The organism is Verrucosispora sp. WMMA2121, from assembly GCF_027460185.1.
Lineage (GTDB): Bacteria > Actinomycetota > Actinomycetes > Mycobacteriales > Micromonosporaceae > Micromonospora > Micromonospora palythoicola.
Genome location: NZ_JAPZBH010000006.1, coordinates 2,017,269 through 2,033,664 on the forward strand (window position 1 = coordinate 2,017,269; position 16,396 = coordinate 2,033,664).

General features: G+C 70.1%; 19 protein-coding genes. 2 read left to right on the top strand and 17 right to left on the bottom strand.

The features are described 5' to 3' along the window. Positions 1–28: 28 nt before the first annotated feature. The 16 genes from O7605_RS18065 to paaA all read right to left on the bottom strand — a co-directional run bounded on the left by O7605_RS18065 (position 29) and on the right by paaA (position 13,233). Positions 29–1,351 (bottom strand): NADH-quinone oxidoreductase subunit D, encoded by a 1,323-nt coding sequence (locus O7605_RS18065; protein ID WP_269740261.1) that lies wholly within the window; start codon positions 1,349–1,351, stop codon positions 29–31. Further along, positions 1,348–2,079 (bottom strand): NADH-quinone oxidoreductase subunit C, encoded by a 732-nt coding sequence (locus tag O7605_RS18070; protein WP_269740262.1) that lies wholly within the window; start codon positions 2,077–2,079, stop codon positions 1,348–1,350. The genes O7605_RS18065 and O7605_RS18070 overlap by 4 nt, the downstream gene beginning before the upstream one ends. Continuing rightward, on the bottom strand, positions 2,076–2,753 hold the full coding sequence (locus O7605_RS18075; RefSeq protein ID WP_119578786.1) for a NuoB/complex I 20 kDa subunit family protein: 678 nt from the start codon (positions 2,751–2,753) through the stop codon (positions 2,076–2,078). The genes O7605_RS18070 and O7605_RS18075 overlap by 4 nt, the downstream gene beginning before the upstream one ends. Positions 2,754–2,766: 13 nt before the next feature. Then, positions 2,767–3,132, bottom strand: coding sequence for an NADH-quinone oxidoreductase subunit A (locus O7605_RS18080; protein ID WP_093404019.1), 366 nt, complete (start codon positions 3,130–3,132; stop codon positions 2,767–2,769). Between the two features lie 108 nt (positions 3,133–3,240). Beyond that, entirely contained in the window at positions 3,241–4,515 is a 1,275-nt protein-coding gene (locus O7605_RS18085; protein WP_269740263.1) for a geranylgeranyl reductase family protein, read from the bottom strand. 131 nt (positions 4,516–4,646) lie between these two features. Then, entirely contained in the window at positions 4,647–4,856 is a 210-nt protein-coding gene (locus O7605_RS18090; RefSeq protein ID WP_269740264.1) for a hypothetical protein, read from the bottom strand. A 127-nt stretch (positions 4,857–4,983) separates the two neighbouring features. Then, positions 4,984–5,694, bottom strand: coding sequence for a demethylmenaquinone methyltransferase (locus O7605_RS18095; RefSeq protein ID WP_269740265.1), 711 nt, complete (start codon positions 5,692–5,694; stop codon positions 4,984–4,986). Between the two features lie 137 nt (positions 5,695–5,831). Continuing rightward, the gene (locus O7605_RS18100) at positions 5,832–7,016 is read right to left on the bottom strand and encodes a cell wall anchor protein (RefSeq protein WP_269740266.1); all 1,185 of its coding nucleotides are present in this window, start codon (positions 7,014–7,016) and stop codon (positions 5,832–5,834) included. 491 nt (positions 7,017–7,507) lie between these two features. Continuing rightward, positions 7,508–8,698: a cyclic dehypoxanthinyl futalosine synthase gene (mqnC, locus tag O7605_RS18105; protein ID WP_269740267.1), complete on the bottom strand. Its 1,191-nt coding sequence runs from the start codon at positions 8,696–8,698 to the stop codon at positions 7,508–7,510. 103 nt (positions 8,699–8,801) lie between these two features. Then, positions 8,802–9,212 (bottom strand): type II toxin-antitoxin system VapC family toxin, encoded by a 411-nt coding sequence (locus O7605_RS18110; RefSeq protein WP_269740268.1) that lies wholly within the window; start codon positions 9,210–9,212, stop codon positions 8,802–8,804. Further along, the gene (locus O7605_RS18115) at positions 9,209–9,487 is read right to left on the bottom strand and encodes a type II toxin-antitoxin system Phd/YefM family antitoxin (protein WP_269740269.1); all 279 of its coding nucleotides are present in this window, start codon (positions 9,485–9,487) and stop codon (positions 9,209–9,211) included. Before O7605_RS18115 ends, O7605_RS18110 begins: the two co-directional genes overlap by 4 nt. A gap of 32 nt (positions 9,488–9,519) precedes the next feature. Then, the gene (paaE, locus tag O7605_RS18120) at positions 9,520–10,641 is read right to left on the bottom strand and encodes a 1,2-phenylacetyl-CoA epoxidase subunit PaaE (protein WP_269740270.1); all 1,122 of its coding nucleotides are present in this window, start codon (positions 10,639–10,641) and stop codon (positions 9,520–9,522) included. After that, complete coding sequence (gene paaD, locus O7605_RS18125; RefSeq protein WP_269740271.1) at positions 10,638–11,114, bottom strand: 1,2-phenylacetyl-CoA epoxidase subunit PaaD; 477 nt, start codon at positions 11,112–11,114, stop codon at positions 10,638–10,640. Before paaD ends, paaE begins: the two co-directional genes overlap by 4 nt. A gap of 4 nt (positions 11,115–11,118) precedes the next feature. Next, positions 11,119–11,838 carry a 1,2-phenylacetyl-CoA epoxidase subunit PaaC gene (gene paaC / locus O7605_RS18130; protein WP_269740272.1) on the bottom strand — a complete coding sequence of 240 codons (720 nt, stop codon included), beginning with the start codon at positions 11,836–11,838 and terminating at the stop codon, positions 11,119–11,121. Positions 11,839–11,893: 55 nt separating this feature from the next. Next, positions 11,894–12,181, bottom strand: coding sequence for a 1,2-phenylacetyl-CoA epoxidase subunit PaaB (gene paaB, locus O7605_RS18135; RefSeq protein ID WP_093404003.1), 288 nt, complete (start codon positions 12,179–12,181; stop codon positions 11,894–11,896). Next, positions 12,178–13,233: a 1,2-phenylacetyl-CoA epoxidase subunit PaaA gene (paaA, locus tag O7605_RS18140; RefSeq protein ID WP_269740273.1), complete on the bottom strand. Its 1,056-nt coding sequence runs from the start codon at positions 13,231–13,233 to the stop codon at positions 12,178–12,180. The genes paaB and paaA overlap by 4 nt, the downstream gene beginning before the upstream one ends. A gap of 357 nt (positions 13,234–13,590) precedes the next feature. Between paaA and O7605_RS18145 the strand changes: the two genes are divergently transcribed. Together O7605_RS18145 and O7605_RS18150 are read left to right on the top strand one after the other, a co-directional pair. Beyond that, positions 13,591–14,568, top strand: a complete 978-nt coding sequence (locus O7605_RS18145) for a hypothetical protein (protein ID WP_269740274.1) — start codon at positions 13,591–13,593, stop codon at positions 14,566–14,568. Further along, entirely contained in the window at positions 14,568–15,500 is a 933-nt protein-coding gene (locus tag O7605_RS18150) for a serine hydrolase (protein ID WP_269740275.1), read from the top strand. The genes O7605_RS18145 and O7605_RS18150 overlap by 1 nt, the downstream gene beginning before the upstream one ends. A gap of 18 nt (positions 15,501–15,518) precedes the next feature. Here the strand turns inward: O7605_RS18150 and O7605_RS18155 are convergent, their stop codons facing one another. Continuing rightward, the gene (locus tag O7605_RS18155) at positions 15,519–16,370 is read right to left on the bottom strand and encodes a menaquinone biosynthetic enzyme MqnA/MqnD family protein (RefSeq protein ID WP_269740276.1); all 852 of its coding nucleotides are present in this window, start codon (positions 16,368–16,370) and stop codon (positions 15,519–15,521) included. Between the last annotated feature and the right edge of the window lie 26 nt (positions 16,371–16,396).

The following is a 16,396-nucleotide window of genomic DNA, read 5'->3' on the forward strand; positions in this document are numbered from 1 at the left end:
ATGGGGCTCGCAAGCTCACTCCTCGCGCTCACCGGTCACATCCGCCCATGACGGGGTCCAGCGAGGCGCCGCCGGCGATCACGTCGGCGATCAGGCCACCCTCGGCCATCGCCGGCAGGGCCTGGAGGTTGACGAAACTCGGCTCCCGGTAGTGCACCCGGTACGGCCGGGTCCCGCCGTCGGAGACCGCGTGCACGCCAAGCTCGCCGCGCGGCGACTCGACCGCGACGTACACCTGACCCGGCGGCACCCGGAAGCCCTCCGTCACCAGCTTGAAGTGGTGGATCAGGGACTCCATCGACTGGCCCATGATCTTCGCGACGTGCTCCAGCGAGTTGCCCATGCCGTCGACGCCGATGGCCAGCTGCGCCGGCCAGGCGATCTTCTTGTCGGCCACCATCACCGGCCCGGGCTTGAGCCGGTCCAGCGCCTGCTCGACAAGCTTCAACGACTCGCGGATCTCGGCCAGCCGGACCAGGTAGCGGCCCCAGACGTCGCCGTCGGGGTGGGTCGGCACGTCGAACTCGTACGTCTCGTAGCCGCAGTACGGCATGGTCTTGCGCAGGTCCCACGCCAGGCCGGCGGAACGGAGCACCGGGCCGGTGACGCCGAGCGCCAGGCAGCCGGTCACGTCGAGCACCGCCACGTTCTGCGTCCGCTCCAGCCAGATCGGCTGGCCGGAGAGCAGGTTCTCGTACTCCTTGAGACGCTTCGGCATGAGCGTGAGGAAGTCGCGGATCTTGACGATCGCCTCGTCCGGCACGTCCTGGGCGACGCCGCCCGGCCGGACGTACGCGTGGTTCATCCGCAGCCCGGTGATCAGCTCGAAGATCTCCAGGATGTACTCGCGCTCCCGGAAGCCGTAGAGCATCATGTTGATCGCGCCGAGCTCCATCGCCGTGGTGGCCACCCAGACCAGGTGCGAGGAGATCCGGTTCAGCTCCATCATGAGCACCCGGATGGTGGTGGCCCGCTCGGTGATCTGCTCCTCGATACCGAGCAGCTTCTCGACGGCCAGCGAGTACGCCGTCTCGTTGAAGATCGGCGAGAGGTAGTCCATCCGGGTCACGAAGGTCGAACCCTGGACCCAGTTGCGGTACTCCAGGTTCTTCTCGATGCCGGTGTGCAGGTAGCCGACGACCGAGCGGGCCTCCCGGACCGTCTCGCCCTCCAGCTCCAGGATCAGCCGGAGCACGCCGTGCGTGGACGGGTGCTGCGGGCCCATGTTGACGACGATGCGACCCTCGTTGATCGGGTCGACCCCCGACACCACGTCGTCCCAGTCCCCGCCGGTGACGTTGAAGACGCGGCCCTCAGTGGTCTCGCGTTCGGTGGCGTAGTTGGACGTCATTGGTAAGACCTCCGCTTGTCGGGCGGCGGGATCTCGGCGCCCTTGTACTCCACGGGCACACCGCCGAGGGGGTAGTCCTTGCGCTGCGGGTGACCCTCCCAGTCGTCCGGCATGAGGATCCGGGTCAGCGCCGGGTGGCCGTCGAAGATGACGCCGAACATGTCGTACGTCTCCCGCTCCTGCCAGTCGGCGGTCGGGTAGACCGCGGTGACGCTGGGCAGGTGCGGTTCCTCGGCGCTGACGGCGGCCTCCAGCCGGACCTGCCGCCGGTACGTCATCGAGGTGAGCTGGTAGACGACGTGCAGTCGGCGGTCGTCGGCACCCAGGTAGTCCACGCCGGACACCGACGAGCACAGCTCGAAGCGCAGCGCCGGATCGTCCCGCATCACCTGGCAGACCTCGGCGATCCGCTCGGGGCGGATGTGCAGGGTCAGCTCGCCCCGGTCGACCACCACCTTCTCGATCGCCTCGCCGAACGCCGGGTACGCCTCCTCCAGCGCGTCCCGGACCTCGTCGAAGTAGCCGCCGTACGGCCGCGGTGAATCCTCGACCGTGCGGTGCTGCCGGACCAGTCCGCCGAATCCGGAGACGTCGCCACTGCCCTGGTTGCCGAACATGCCCCGGCCGGCCGGCGCGGCCGGCGGGAACTCGGCCGGCGCGCCACTCGTCGCTCCGGCCGGTGTCACCGGGACCGGCACGCCGCCGGTGCTGGGCTTGTCGTCAGTCACTTGATCCCCCGGTACGGCTGGAGGTGGTTCTGGGCCTTCATCCAGTTCTCGATCCGCAGTTGCTCCTCGCGGCCCTCGCGGACGGCCTTCGTCCACTCCGCCCGCCGGGCCTTGTCGCTGCGGTACGACGACGGCATCGAGCCGTACGGCACCACCGGCACGTCACCGCGTGCCTCGCGGGCGGCGAGCATCTTGCGACCGTTCGGGCCGAGTGGCTCGTGGCCGATCTTCTCGCGCAGCTTGAGGATCGCGTCGATCAGCATCTCCGGCCGGGGCGGGCAGCCCGGGAGGTACATGTCGACCGGTACGACGTGGTCGACGCCCTGCACGATGGCGTAGTTGTTGAACATGCCGCCGCTGCTGGCGCAGACGCCCATGGAGAGCACCCAGCGAGGCTCGGCCATCTGGTCGTAGATCTGGCGCAGCACCGGGGCCATCTTCTGGCTCACCCGGCCGGCGACGATCATCAGGTCCGCCTGCCGGGGCGAGGCCCGGAAGACCTCCATGCCCCAGCGGCCCATGTCGTAGTGCGGACCACCGGCGGCCATCATCTCGATCGCGCAGCAGGCCAGGCCGAACGTGGCGCCCCAGACCGACGACTTGCGCGACCAGTTGACCAGCTTCTCCACCGAGGTGAGCAGGACGCCGGCGGGGAGTTTCTCCTCGATACCCATAGCGGTTCCTCCCTCAGTCCCAGTCCAGGCCGCCGCGTCGCCACTCGTAGGCGTACGCGACGAAGACGGCACCGATGAACACCAACATGGCGACGAACCCGAAGACCGGCAGGATGTCGAAGGAGACAGCCCACGGGTACAGGAAGATCATCTCCACGTCGAAGACGATGAAGAGCATCGCCGTCAGGTAGAACTTGACCGGAAACCGGCTACCGCCGATCGGCTGCGGGCTAGGCTCGATCCCACACTCGTAGGCTTCCAGCTTGGCCTTGTTGTAGCGGTGGGGGCCGGCGAACCGGGCGGCGGCTATCGAGAACAGCGCGAAACCCGCGGCGAGGGCGAACAGCCCGATGATGGGTACGTAAGGCGAGAGCGACATTTCTTCTCCTGCTCGTCCTTCCCTGCCCTCGGTGGTTGGCGAAATTCACACTATTCACATCCCACCCCGCGCCCTTCGGCGGGGGTGGACCTTGCCTGCTCCGCGCCCCTACACGGCGGGCGCGACCCGGGTCATCGCATTGATCACCCGGTCCATCGCGTCACCGCCACGCGGGTCGGTGAGGTTGGCCAGCAGCTTGAGCACGAAGCGCATCAGCGTGGGATGGGGCATGCCGTGCTTCGTCGCGACGCGCATGATCTCCGGCCGACCGATCAACTTCACGAAGATCCCGCCCAGCCGGTAGTAGCCGCCGAACCGGGTCTTCAACTCCTGCGGGTACGCCATCAGGGCCCGCTCCCGCTCCGCGCCGGCCGGCCGGGCGAGCGCCTGGACCGCGACCTCCGCGGCCAGCTCGCCGGACTCCATGGCGTACGCGATGCCCTCGCCGTTGAACGGGTTGACCATGCCGCCGGAGTCGCCGACGAGCATGACCCCCCGGGTGTAGTGCGGCACCCGGTTGAACCCCATCGGCAGGGCGGCACCGAGGATCGAGCCCTCGGCGTTGGTCTCGTCGGTCATCCCCCACTCCGGCGGCGTGTTGGCCAGCCAGTCGGTGAGCAGCCGCCGGTAGTTCGTCTTGCCGAAGGCCGAGGACGAATTGAGGATGCCGAGCCCCACGTTGACCCGGCCGTCACCGAGACCGAAGATCCAGCCGTACCCGGGCAGCAGTTCGTTCGTGCCCTTGGCCCGCAGTTCCAGCCAGGACTCCAGGTAGTCGTCGTCGTGACGAGCCTCGGAGCGGTAGTAGCGCCGGACGGCGACGCCGATCGGGCGGTCCTCCCGTTTGGCCAGCCCGAGGGCGAGCGGGAACCGCCCCGAGACGCCGTCCGCGGCCACCACCAGCGGGGCGTGGAAGGTGACGGGTGCCTTGTCCGGCCCGTCCTCGCCCTGCACCCCGATCACCCGGCCGTCGCCGTCGAGCACCGGGCCGATGACGTTCACGCTGGTCCGCAGCTTGGCTCCGGCCGACACCGCCCGCTGGGCGAGCAGGTCGTCGAAGTCGAGTCGGGTGCGCACCAGGCCGTAGTTCGGGAAGCTGGCCAGATCCGGCCAGTCCAGCTCCAGCCGGACACCGCCGCCGATCACCCGCAGGCCACGGTTGTGCAGCCAGCCGGCCTCCGGGGAGGTGTCCACCCCCATCCGGATCAACTGCCGTGTCGCGCGTGGGGTCAGCCCGTCGCCGCAGACCTTCTCCCGGGGGAACTCGGTCTTCTCCAGCAGCAGCACGCGTACGCCGTGCCGAGCCAGGTGGTACGCGGTCGCCGACCCACCGGGACCGGCGCCCACGACGATCACGTCGGCGTCGTTCTCCACCGCGGTCATTAGCGCCTCCTCCCCGCCCTGCTCGTGAAATGCTTCACAAGCCAGCGGGGTCGAGTCTATGACCGGCGCCGTACGCTCGCCTTGTTAGGTTGGCCTAACCTGCTGGAAACGATCTGGGGGCCGGCAACCCCTCAGGGCCGGGCCGGGCCGGCGCCGTCCAGGCCGGCCCGGATGGTCTCCGGCAACTGCTCGCGCAGGGTGCCACCGGCGGCCCGGTCCAGGGCCGCGAGCACCTCGGTCACCACCTGGCGGACGTCGGCGGGATCCGCTCCGGCCAGACCCCTGAGCTGTTCGACCAGCTCCGCGGCATCCCCGATGGCCACGTTCTTCGGATCCGTCATGCCGGCCAGCCTAAGCGGCAAAGCCGACATAATCGCCTTATTCCCCTAAATGACAGTGCTGCTGCCGCGTCGACCCGCGCTGGGGACCGGGCTCACGTCCACGAGAGCGACGCGGCGAGTGCCGGGCTCAGATGCGCACCGCGCGGTGCAGCGCCACCACGCCGCCGGTCAGGTTGCGCCACGCCACCCGACCCCAGCCCGCGGCGGCCACCCGCGCCGCCAGCGTCGGCTGGTCCGGCCAGGCCCGGATCGACTCGGCGAGATAGACGTACGCGTCGGGGTTGCTGGCGACCGTCCGGGCCACGGCCGGCAGCGAGCGCATCAGGTACGACAGGTAGATGGTGCGGAACGCGGGATTGACCGGGGTGCTGAACTCGCAGATCACCAGCCGGCCCCCCGGACGGGTCACCCGGGCCAGCTCGGCCAGGGCGGCGTCGGTGTCGTTGACGTTGCGCAACGCGAAGGAGATGGTCACCGCGTCGAAGCTGGCGTCGGCGAAGGGCAGCCGCAGGGCGTCCCCGGCCAGCAACGGCACCTGCGGACGGGTGCGCTTGCCGGCGTGCAGCATGCCGAGGGACAGGTCGGCACCGACCGCGTACGCCCCGGAGTGGGCGAGTTCCTCGGTGGAGACACCGGTGCCCGCGCCGACGTCCAGCACCCGGTCGCCCGGTCGCAGGTCGAGCGCCGCCCGGGTGGCCCGCCGCCAGAACCGGTCCTGGCCGAAGGAGAGGACGGTGTTGGTCAGGTCGTAACGGGCCGCGACACCGTCGAACATCGCGGCGACCTCGTGCGGCTGCTTGTCCAGGCTGGCGCGCTGGCCCTGCGGGGTACGGCTCACCCCTCCACTCTGCCAGCCCGGCGGGCGACGGCCCGGACAGGGTCGAGGCGACACAGTGAGGGCGGGATGGTCACCCATCCCGCCCTCACTGCCGTGCGTTATGTGAACGGCCCGCGCGGGCCGATAGAGGACGAACCTCAGGCGTTCGTCTTCTCGTCACCCGGGGTCACCAGGACCACCCGGCGACGGCGGGCAACCAGGAACATGGCCACACCGGCGGCCAGCACACCCGCGCCGACGCCACCGATCAGACCGACCTGCACACCGGTGACCGGCAGGCCGCCACCGTCACCGTTGTCGCCACCACCGGAGCCACCCTTGGCGGCCACGACCACCGCGAAGTCGTCGGTGTTGTCGCTCGGGTCGACGTCGTTGCCCGCGACGCCCGTGGCGTTCTCCGGCAGGGCCGAGGTGGGGGCGGACCGGAGGATGCTGGGGGACTCCTGCACCGACAGCGAGTCGATGGTGACCTTGCCACCGGTCAGGCTGCTCGGCTTCACACCGTCGGCGACCTTCACCAGGTTGTAGAAGCGGGCGCCGGAGTAGAGGTCGTCACCGTCGGTGTCCTGCGCGGCCGGAATGAGGACGGCCTTGTCGTACTCGCAGGTCAGCGAGGTCATCGCGGCGTTGTAGGTGCAGTCCGGCTCCTTCTCCGCGAAGGTCGCGCCCTTGGGCAGCTGCACCTCGATGCGCAGACCGCGGGCGGCCAGGTCACCCTGGTTGAAGGCGCCGTAGATGAGCTGGCCGGTGTTGCCCGCGTACAGGTCGCCGACCTCGGTGATCGTGCCACCCTCGACCTTGACGGCCTTGCGGACGTCGTCGGCGACGACGGTCAGGTCCGGCCCGGTGCCCTCGACCTTGACGTCCACGGTCACCACGTTGTCGGACTCGTCCGGGTCCTCGCCGCCGTGCAGGATCACGGCGGTGATGGAGCCGGCCGGACCGACCTCCTTGCCCTTGCGGGTCAACGGGAAGAACCAGTCGACGTCCTCGCCGGCACGGATGGTGTCACCCTCGATGCCACAGAGGATCCAGCCGTCCTCGCGCGGGTTGCAGCCGCTCTCGTCGATGTCGACGAGGTCGGTCTTCAGCTTGCTGATGTCGAGGGCGACGAGCACGTTCTTGGCGTCGACCTTGCTCTTGTTCAGCAGCGAGACGCTGGCGTCCTTGCCCGGCGCACCGACCGCGATCGTGGTGCCGGTCGCCTTGATGGCGAGGTCCGCGCTGTCGTCCGCCAGAGCCGGGGCGGCGAAGGCGCCGGCCGCGAGGACGCCGGCGGCACCGGCTCCCAGGTACGCGGCAGCCCGGTTACGGAAAATCATGAAGGTGTCTCCCCGTGGGGTGAAGGAAGCGTACGGGCGGGGACGTTAGCGGTCAGCGATCACCCGCGCCACCCTGGATCACACCCGTCACAAGCTGCTCAGCTAATGGCAACTTAAGGATTGTCCGGATTGATGGGTCTTGCTACCTGGTCGCGCCCCGGCACCTGGCCGTGACGGCCCGGCGCTTCGAACCGGACGGATGATCCACGCGAGCCGTTCGGCTGACAACCGATCGTGCCACCCCTGTCACCCAGCGCCCGAAACCCAGCGACACATAGTGATCTCTCGCCCCGCTGCCCCCACCGGATCGAGGGCCCGGGATGCCGCAACTCGCGCCCTCCCGCCGCCGCGAAGACCCGAGACACCGCAACTCGCGGTACGCCGCTGCACGGGGGCGAGCCGGGATGCCGCAACTCGGGTCTCACGGCAGCGGCGTGCGAGGTCCAGGTCGCCGACCGGCGTTCGATTCGTTGGTCGGTGTGGGGCGTCGGTCAGCGTGCGTCGACCAGGGGCAGCGAACGGCCGGCACCGCCGCCGGGCAGGGCGATCGACGAGAAGTGCGAGACCACCCGGTCGTCGCTCGGGTCGTCGTCGGGCGTGTGGTGCACGGCCAGTCTGTTGTAGAGCGTGTCGCGCTGGGCCGGGATCCGGTCGGCGGAACGGATCATCCCGATCAGCTCGTGCAGGTTGGACCGGTGCCGGGCACCCGCCGAGGAGATGACGTTCTCCTCCAACATGATCGACCCGAGGTCGTCGACCCCCATGTGCAGCGCCAGTTGGCCGACGTCCTTGCCGGTGGTCAACCAGGACGCCTGCAGGTGCGGCACGGTCTCGAAGAACAGCCGGGACACCGCCACCAGCCGCAGGTATTCCAGGGTCGTCGCCTGGGTGCGGCCCTTGAGGTGGTTGTTCTCCGGCTGGTACGTCCACGGGATGAAGGCTCGGAAGCCGCGCGTCCGGTCCTGCACGTCGCGGATCATCCGCAGGTGCTCGATCCGCTCGGCGGCCGTCTCGCCGGTACCCATCATCATCGTCGCGGTCGACTCGACGCCCTGCCGGTGCGCCAGCTCCATGACCTCCAGCCAGCGCTCGCCCGACTCCTTCAGCGGCGCGATCGCCGTGCGGGGACGTCGCGGCAGCATCTCGGCGCCGGCACCGGCGATCGAGTCGAGCCCCGCGGCCTTGATCCGGGCGATCGCCTCGTCCAGGCTCACCCCGGAGACCTTCGCCATGTGCAGGATCTCGCTCGGCCCGATCGAGTGGATCGCGAGCTGCGGGTACGCCTGCTTGACCGAGGAGAACAGTTCCTCGTAGTACTCCACGCCGTAGTCCGGGTGGTGCCCGCCCTGAAGCATGACCTGGGTGGCGCCCAGCTCGACCGCCTCGCCGCAGCGACGCAGGATCTCCTCGGTCGGGTGGGTCCACCCCTCCTTGTGCTTCGGCGCCCGATAGAAGGCACAGAACTTGCACGCCGTCACGCAGACGTTCGTGTAGTTGATGTTGCGGTCGATCAGGTACGTGACGATGTTGTCCGGGTACCGCCGCCGACGGACCGCGTCCGCCGCCTCGCCGAGGGCGTGGAAGGGGGCGTCGGTGTAGAGCAGCAGGGCCTCCTCGGGCGTGATCCGCCCGCCGTCGGCACCGCGCTGCAGGATGTCGTCGATCTCCCGGTTCACCGTCACGCCCCCGAGCGTACGCCGACCAGCCGGTCAGCTCTCAGCGGCGCACTTCACCTGTGATCCATCCCCTGTCCGGCATGCCGTCCTCGCGCACGGAGTGCGGTGCTCAGGCGGCCCCCGGGCTGGCCACCGGAAGCCCGATGCTCTTGGCCGCGTCCAGCAGTCGACGGTCGTACGTCACGAAGGCGGCGAAGTCGGCGCCCGCCTGCTGGGCCAGGATCTCCGCCGTGGCCAGGTGGATGGCATCGAGAGTGCGCAGCAGCGGCTCCTGGTAGGCGGCGGCAGTGGCCCGGACGGTGGCGTCGATCTCGACCCGGTAGAGCCGGGACAGCACGGTCGGTACCCCCACCAGCGCCTGCGGGGCGGCGCGGCGTAATGCCCGGGACACCTCCACCTCGGCCAGGACCGACGAGACGAGCGACGCCGAGCTGCGGTCGTTCAACCAGCTGACGAGTTCCTCGGTCCCTGGCTCCCGGCGGAGCAGCTTGATGACGGCTGCCGAGTCGAGGTAGATCACCAGCGTTCCTCGTCCCGCGAGGCGGCGAGGACCGCTGCCGCGTCCACCGTGGGATCACCGAGGACGGGGGGCAGGGGCAGAGGTCCGGTGGACGCCGGCGCGATAGCGCGCCCCTCTGCCACCAACCGGCCCAGCAGGGCGTCACCTGCCACCACGGGAACCAGCCGAGCGATCGGTTCGCCCCGGTCGGTCACCTCGACCGTCTCCCCGGCGCGCACCCGCGCCAGCACCTTGCTCGTGTGCTGGTTCAGCTCCCGCACTGCGATCTGCTCCACGGGAATGAGTGTAGAACGAAACGTTCTACACGTCACGCGTCGTAGTCGATGGTGAGGGTGTCGGTGAGCGGGCTGGACTGGCAGGTCAGTACGTAGCCGGCGGTCACCTCGTCGGGCTCCAGGGCGTAGTTGCGGGCCATCTCGACCTCGCCGGAGACGATCTTCGCCCGGCAGGTCGAGCAGACCCCGCCCTTGCAGGCGTACGGCAGCTCGTCGCGGACCTTCAGCGCCGCGTCCAGCACCCGTTCGTCGCGGCGCATGGTGAAGCTCGACGAACGTCCGTCGAGCGTGATCGTCACATCGGTGCCGCCGGACGCGTCGTCGCTGCGGCGCACCGGCTCGGGCGGCGCGTCGACGTGGAACAGCTCGGTGTGCACCGCCGACTCCGCGACACCCCGCTCGGTCAGCACCGCACGAGCATCGACCACCAGCCCGTACGGGCCGCAGAGGAACCACTCCTCGATCGCCTCACCGGGCACGATGGTCTCCAGCAGCCGGCCCAGCCGCTCCGCGTCGATCCGGCCCGACAGCAGCGGCGAGTCGCCCTGCTCGCGGGAGAGCACGTGCACCAGGTGCAGCCGGGTCGGGTAGCGGTCCTTCAGGTCGGCAAGCTCCTCGGCGAACATCACGCTGCCGGCGGTGCGGTTGCCGTACACCAGCGTGAAGGTGCTGGCCGGTTCGACGGCCAGGGCGGTGGCGACCAGCGACAGCACCGGGGTGATGCCCGAGCCGGCGACCACCGCGCCGTAGCGGCGGACCCGGTCCGGTGCGAAGGCCGTGGTGAAGTGCCCCAGCGGCGGCAACACCTCGATGCTGTCGCCGTGCCGCAGCGCCCCGCAGGCGTAGCCGGAGAAGGCCCCACCCGGGATCTCCCGCACGCCGATCCGCAACCGTCCGTGCCGGGCCAGCTCCGCCGGGGTGGAGCAGATCGAGTACGAACGGCGCACGTCGCCGCCGCCGTCACCGTCCGCGGCGACGGCCGGCAGGCGTACGGTCAGGTGCTGGCCGGCGCGGAACGCGAAGGTCTCGCGCAGTTCCGCCGGTACCGCGAAGGTGATCGCGACGGCATCGGCGGTGAGCCGGTCCACGGCGACGACGGGCAGCGGGTGGAACGCCGGTCGGCGACGGACCGGGCGCTTGATGGTGACAGTCACAGGGCCTTCACCTGGTCGAAGGGTTCGGAGCAGGAGCGGCAGCGCCACAGCGCCTTGCACGCGGTGGAGCCGAACCGGCTGAGCTGCTCGGTCTCCGGCGAGCCGCAGCGTGGGCAGCGCACCGTCAGGGTGAGCGGAACCACGCCGTCGCGCCGGACCGGAGCGGGCGGGGCGATGCCGGCGGCGGCCAGCTTGGCCCGCCCGGCGTCGCTGATCCAGTCGGTGCTCCAGGCCGGGCTGTGCACCGTACGCACCTCGGCGTCCGGATGACCGGCGGCGGCCAACGCACGTCGGATGTCGGCGCGGATGACGTCCATCGCGGGGCAGCCGGTGTAGGTGGGAGTGATCGTCACCACCACCCGACCGGTGGCCGGGTCCTCCAGCACCGACCGCAGGATGCCGAGATCGTCGATGGTGACCACCCGGATCTCCGGATCCACCACCGCCGCCACCGCCTCCCGTGCCCGGCTCATCGGCTCACCAGCGGGCCCCGGGATGGGCGCGGTGCAGCACCTGCATCTCCGCGAGCAGGTACGACAGGTGTTCGGTGTGCACGCCGTCGCGCCCGCCGGCCGGCGTCCAGGCGACCTCCGGGACGGTCAGGGTCGCCTCGGCGAGCACGGCGGTCACCGTGTCGTCGAACTCGGGCCGCAGGATCGCCGGGTCGACCGGCGCGTCCGGCCAGGGCCTGAACAGCTCGTCGGCGTACGGCCAGATCTCGTCGACGCCGGCCTGCATCCGCCGGTGTGACTCCTCGGTCCCGTCGCCGAGCCGCCGTACCCACAGCGCCGCGTGATCCAGGTGGTAGGCGGACTCCTTGCGGGCCTTGGCCCCGACGGCGGCCAGCCGCTCGTCCGGGCAGGCGGCCAGGGCGGTGTAGAGCGGCACCTGGTAGGCCGCCAGCACGAGCAGTTTCGCCATGGTCACCGCGAAGTCACCGTTGGGCAGCTCGACCAGCAGGCAGTTGCGGAACTCCCGGTCGTCGCGCAGGTACGCCAACGCGTCCTCGTCCCGGCCGGCACCCTCCAGCTCACCCGCGTACGACAGCAGGAGGCGGGCGGCACCGAGCTGGTCCAGGGCGATGTTGGCCAGCGCGATGTCCTCCTCCATCTCCGGTGCCCGGGTGGTCCACTCGGCCAACCGCTGCGCCGCGATCAGCGCGTCGTCGCCGAGGGCGAGGGTGAAGCCCACGCTCACAGGGCCTTCTCCGTTCGCGACTGCGGGGCTCGCAGACCCGGCTCACTCCTCGCGCTCACAGGTGCGCCACCCCGTCTGGGACCTCGTAGAAGGTGGGGTGGCGGTAGACCTTGTCGGCGGCCGGGTCGAAGAACGCGTCCTTCTCGTCGGGGCTGGACGCGGTGATGGCGCTCGCCGGCACCACCCAGATCGACACCCCCTCCTGACGTCGGGTGTAGAGGTCACGGGCGTTGCGCAGGGCCAGTTCCGCGTCGGGCGCGTGCAGGCTGCCGACGTGGGTGTGCGCCAGCCCGCGCCGGGCCCGGACGAAGACCTCCCAGAGTGGGGTGTGTTGCCGGCTCACGCTGCCACCTTCTCCTTCTCCGCACGCTTGGCGGCGTACGCCGTGGCCGCCTCACGCACCCAGGCACCCTCGCGGTGGGCGCGGCGCCGGTGCTCCATCCGCTGCCGGTTGCACGGCCCGTTGCCGTTGATCACCTGCATCAGCTCGTCGTAGTCCGGCTGGGTGAAGTCGTACGCCTGGCGCTCGTCGTTCCAGCGCAGCTCCGGGTCGGGAATGTGTAGCCCGAGCGCCTCGGCCTGACCGACGCACATGTCCACGAAGCGCTGGCGCAACTCGTCGTTGGAGAACCGCTTGATCTTCCAGGCCATCGACTGCGCGGAGTGGGTGGAGTCGCCGTCGGGCGGGCCGAACATCGCCAGCGACGGGTACCACCAGCGATCCACGGAGTCCTGGGCCATCGCCTTCTGCGCCGGGGTGCCGTGCGCCAGCGTGTGCAGGATCTCGTAACCCTGGCGCTGGTGGAAGGACTCCTCCTTGCAGACCCGGATCATGGCGCGGGCGTACGGGCCGTAGGAGCAGCGGCACAGCGGCACCTGGTTGACGATCGCGGCGCCGTCCACGAGCCAGCCGATCGCCCCGACGTCGGCCCAGCTCAGGGTGGGGTAGTTGAAGATCGAGCTGTACTTCTGCCGACCGCTGAGCAGCAGGTCGACCAGCTCGTCCCGGCTGACGCCGAGGGTCTCGGCGGCGGCGTAGAGGTAGAGGCCGTGACCGGCCTCGTCCTGCACCTTGGCCAGCAGGATCGCCTTGCGCTTCAGCGACGGTGCGCGGCTGATCCAGTTGCCCTCCGGCTGCATGCCGATGATCTCGGAGTGGGCGTGCTGCGCGATCTGCCGGATCAACGTGCGCCGGTACGCCTCCGGCATCCAGTCGCGGGGCTCGATCTTCTGGTCGGCGTCGACGACCTCGGCGAAGTAGGCGGCCAGGTCGCCACCCGGCTCGGCGGCGCCACGATCGCGTGCCGCGGCCGCGCGCAACGCCGCCTCCGCCGCCTCGACCTCGCCGAGCAGCCCGCCGGGCGGGTCCTCGCCCGGGAAGTCATTGCCATACATGCCCCCCAGTGTTACAGCTAGGGGTTGAATAAGCCAGGGGGTGTCATACAAATTCAGGACTGCCCACCGTTACCTCCCGGTCGCCATCGGTGGCGCGGGAAACTATGAGTTGGGTCACGAATCAGCGACAAATCCTCGCAACGACCGCATAGCGGTTCGTTATCCCGCCTTCACGGCGAGTCGCCAGGTGTCGAGTCCTGGCATAACGCCGATCCGCACGTAGACTTCCCCCGTCACACCGATCGGCTGACGACGATCGCCAGCTCAGGCCGCTTCCCCCGGCCCAGGTGATCCGCACCGGTCAGTCCTGGCAGCAAGCCGGTCCCCCCGGCCCTGACATCTGGAGCTCACCCGCTCATGCGACCTCGCGTGACCATGGTGTTCGCCGCGACGGCGGTACTGCTCGGCGGCGTCATGCTGGTGCCGGCCGCCTACGCCCGACTCTCGGCCGGCGAGGCGGAGGCCAGCCCGGAGAGCGTCGCCGCGCCCGCACCCGCGCCACCGCCGCCGCCGACCCTTGCCGCCGGCAAGGTCTCGGTGAACTTCAAGGGCGAGTTCTTCTCCTGGGCGCTGCTGGACCGGGAGACCGACCAGCTCGCCGGTTCGAAGAACATGGCCGCGACCAGCTCGACCGAGTCGATGCTCAAGGCCTGGATCGTCGCCGACTACCTGCGGCAACTCGGCGACAAGGAGCCGCCCGCGTCGATGAAGAAGGCGGCCAGCCAGGCCATCCGGGACAGCAACGACGACGCGGCCAACCGGATCTACTTCGCTGCGGGCGGCTCCTACCGCCTGCCGGCCAAGGGGCAGCCCGGCGCGGTGGTCAAGCGGGCGATCAAGCTGTGCGGCCTGACCGACACCAAGCCCGGCAAGGTCAAGGGCTACGAGGGCTGGTGGAGCTTCACCGAGATGTCCCCGCGCGACGCGGTACGGCTCGGCGACTGCATCGCCGACGGCACCGCCGCCGGACCCAAGTGGACGAAGTGGCTGCTCACCGAGATGAGCAAGGTTCGCGGCAGCACCGCCGCCAAGGACCAGAAGCCCCGGGAGGGCGGCGGCCGGTGGGGCATCGTCGACGGCCTGCCGGAGTCGATCGCCAGTCAGGGCCCGGTCAGCATCAAGAACGGCTGGACCATCCTCAACTACGACGGCAACTGGCACGTCAACTGCCTGGCCGTGACCGAGAAGTGGAGCCTCGCGGTGATGCTGCGCTACCCCCGGCAGAGCGGGCTCGACTACGGGGCGGACGTCTGTGCCAGCGTCGCGAGCCAGTTGGTGACGCCGCAGCCCGGCGGTGCCCTGAAGGTGCCGCAGCAGCCGATCGGGAAGCTCTGATGGCCGGCCGCAGCCGCGGCGAGACATCGCCGCTCCGGCTGATCGCGATCGCGGCAGTGCTGATCGGGCTGGTCCTGGTCTCGCTGCGCCTGCTACCCGGATCGCCCTTCGAGTCCACGGCCGCCGCTCAGTGGGGCCAGGGCGAGTCACCGGCGGCCCGGGACGGTGCCCTGACCGACCGCAGCGTACGACCGTCGCCGTCGCCAAGCCCTTCACCGGAGCCCGAGCCGCTGCCGTTCGAGGCCAAGGAGATCGACCTGGACATCGACGGCTGGTACGCGTGGAGCGTGCTGGACCGCCGGTCCGGCGAGATCATCGGCTCGGAGAACATGGCCGAGACCAGCACCACCGCCTCGCTGATCAAGGCCTGGATCGTCGCCGACTACCTGCGCCGTACCGCTGACGCCGGGCAGACCCCGAGCGACGGGAAGCTGGACGACCTGACCCGGATCATCCGGGACAGCGACAACACCCGCACCGAGCAGCTCTACACCCAGATCGGCAGGTCCGCCTCGATCAAGCGGCTGCTGTCCACCTGCGACCTGACCGACAGCAAGGTGTCCAGCGATCTCGGCTGGAGCCGTACCGAACTCTCCCCCCGGGACACCGCCCGCCTCGGCAACTGCATCGCCACCGGCACCGCCGCCGGCCCGAAGTGGACGAAGTGGCTGCTCGGCGAGATGCGCCAGGTACGCGGTGCCGGCGACTTCGGCATCCGCAAGGCGTTCCCGGCCGCCGAGGCGAAGAAGATCGCCATCAAGAACGGCTGGGTCGACCGCACCCGCGAGCAGGAGATCCACGTCAACTGCCTGGCGATCGGCGACACCTGGACCATGGGCGTGATGCTCCAGTACCCGATCAACAAGGGCTACGAGTACGGCATGAAGAACTGCGAGAAGATCACCGAAGCCCTCCTCACCACCAGCCCGTGAGCCCGTCGCACCCGCCGGTCAGCGGGTGAAGAAGGTGGGGCCGGTGGGGGGCAGGGGCGGGGTCTCGCCGTGGGCGGCGGTGAGGCGGGCGAACTCGCGGATGCCGGCGATCTGGCGCTCGCCGAGGGAGAAGTCCAGGGTACGGAAGTAGTCGGCGAGCGTGCTGGCGTCGAACGGCTCCCATCGGGCCGCCGACTCGGCAACCTGGTCCAACTCGGCCAGGCACAGGTCACGCGAGCGGAGGAACGCCTCGTGCACCTCCTTGACCAGGCCGGGATGGGCGGCGGCGAAGTCACGGCGGACCGCCCAGACGGCGAAGACCATCGGCAGTCCGGTCCACTCCCGCCACGCCTGGCCCAGGTCGGTCACGGTCAGCCCCTGTCGGGGTGCCTCGTACATCGCCCGCAGCGCCACGTCACCGATCAGCACCGCGGCGTCGGCCTCCAACAGCATCTGGGTCAGGTCCGGCGGGCACCGGAAGTACTCCGGACAAACCCCGTACCGCTCGCGCAGCAGCAACTGGGCGAGCAGCACGCCGGTCCGCGAGGTGGAGCCCAGCGCCACCCGGGCGCGGTCGAGGTCCGCCAGTGGCCGGGTGCTCACCAGGTTGACCGACAGCACCGGTCCGTCGCTGCCCACCGCCAGGTCGGGCAGGAGCAGCAGCTCGTCGGCGTGCCGCAGGTACTCGACCAAGGTGATCGGCCCGATGTCCAGGTCACCGGCGACGAGTTGGGCGCTGAGCCGGTCCGGCGAGTCCTTGCGCAGGTCGACGTCGAGCAGGGCGCCGGAGCGCATCAGCCCCCAGTAGATGGGCAGGCAGTTGAGGAACTGGATGTGCCCGACGCGGGGGCGGGCAAGGCGCTCGACCATGCCCCGACCGTATCCCCGCCGCCGGT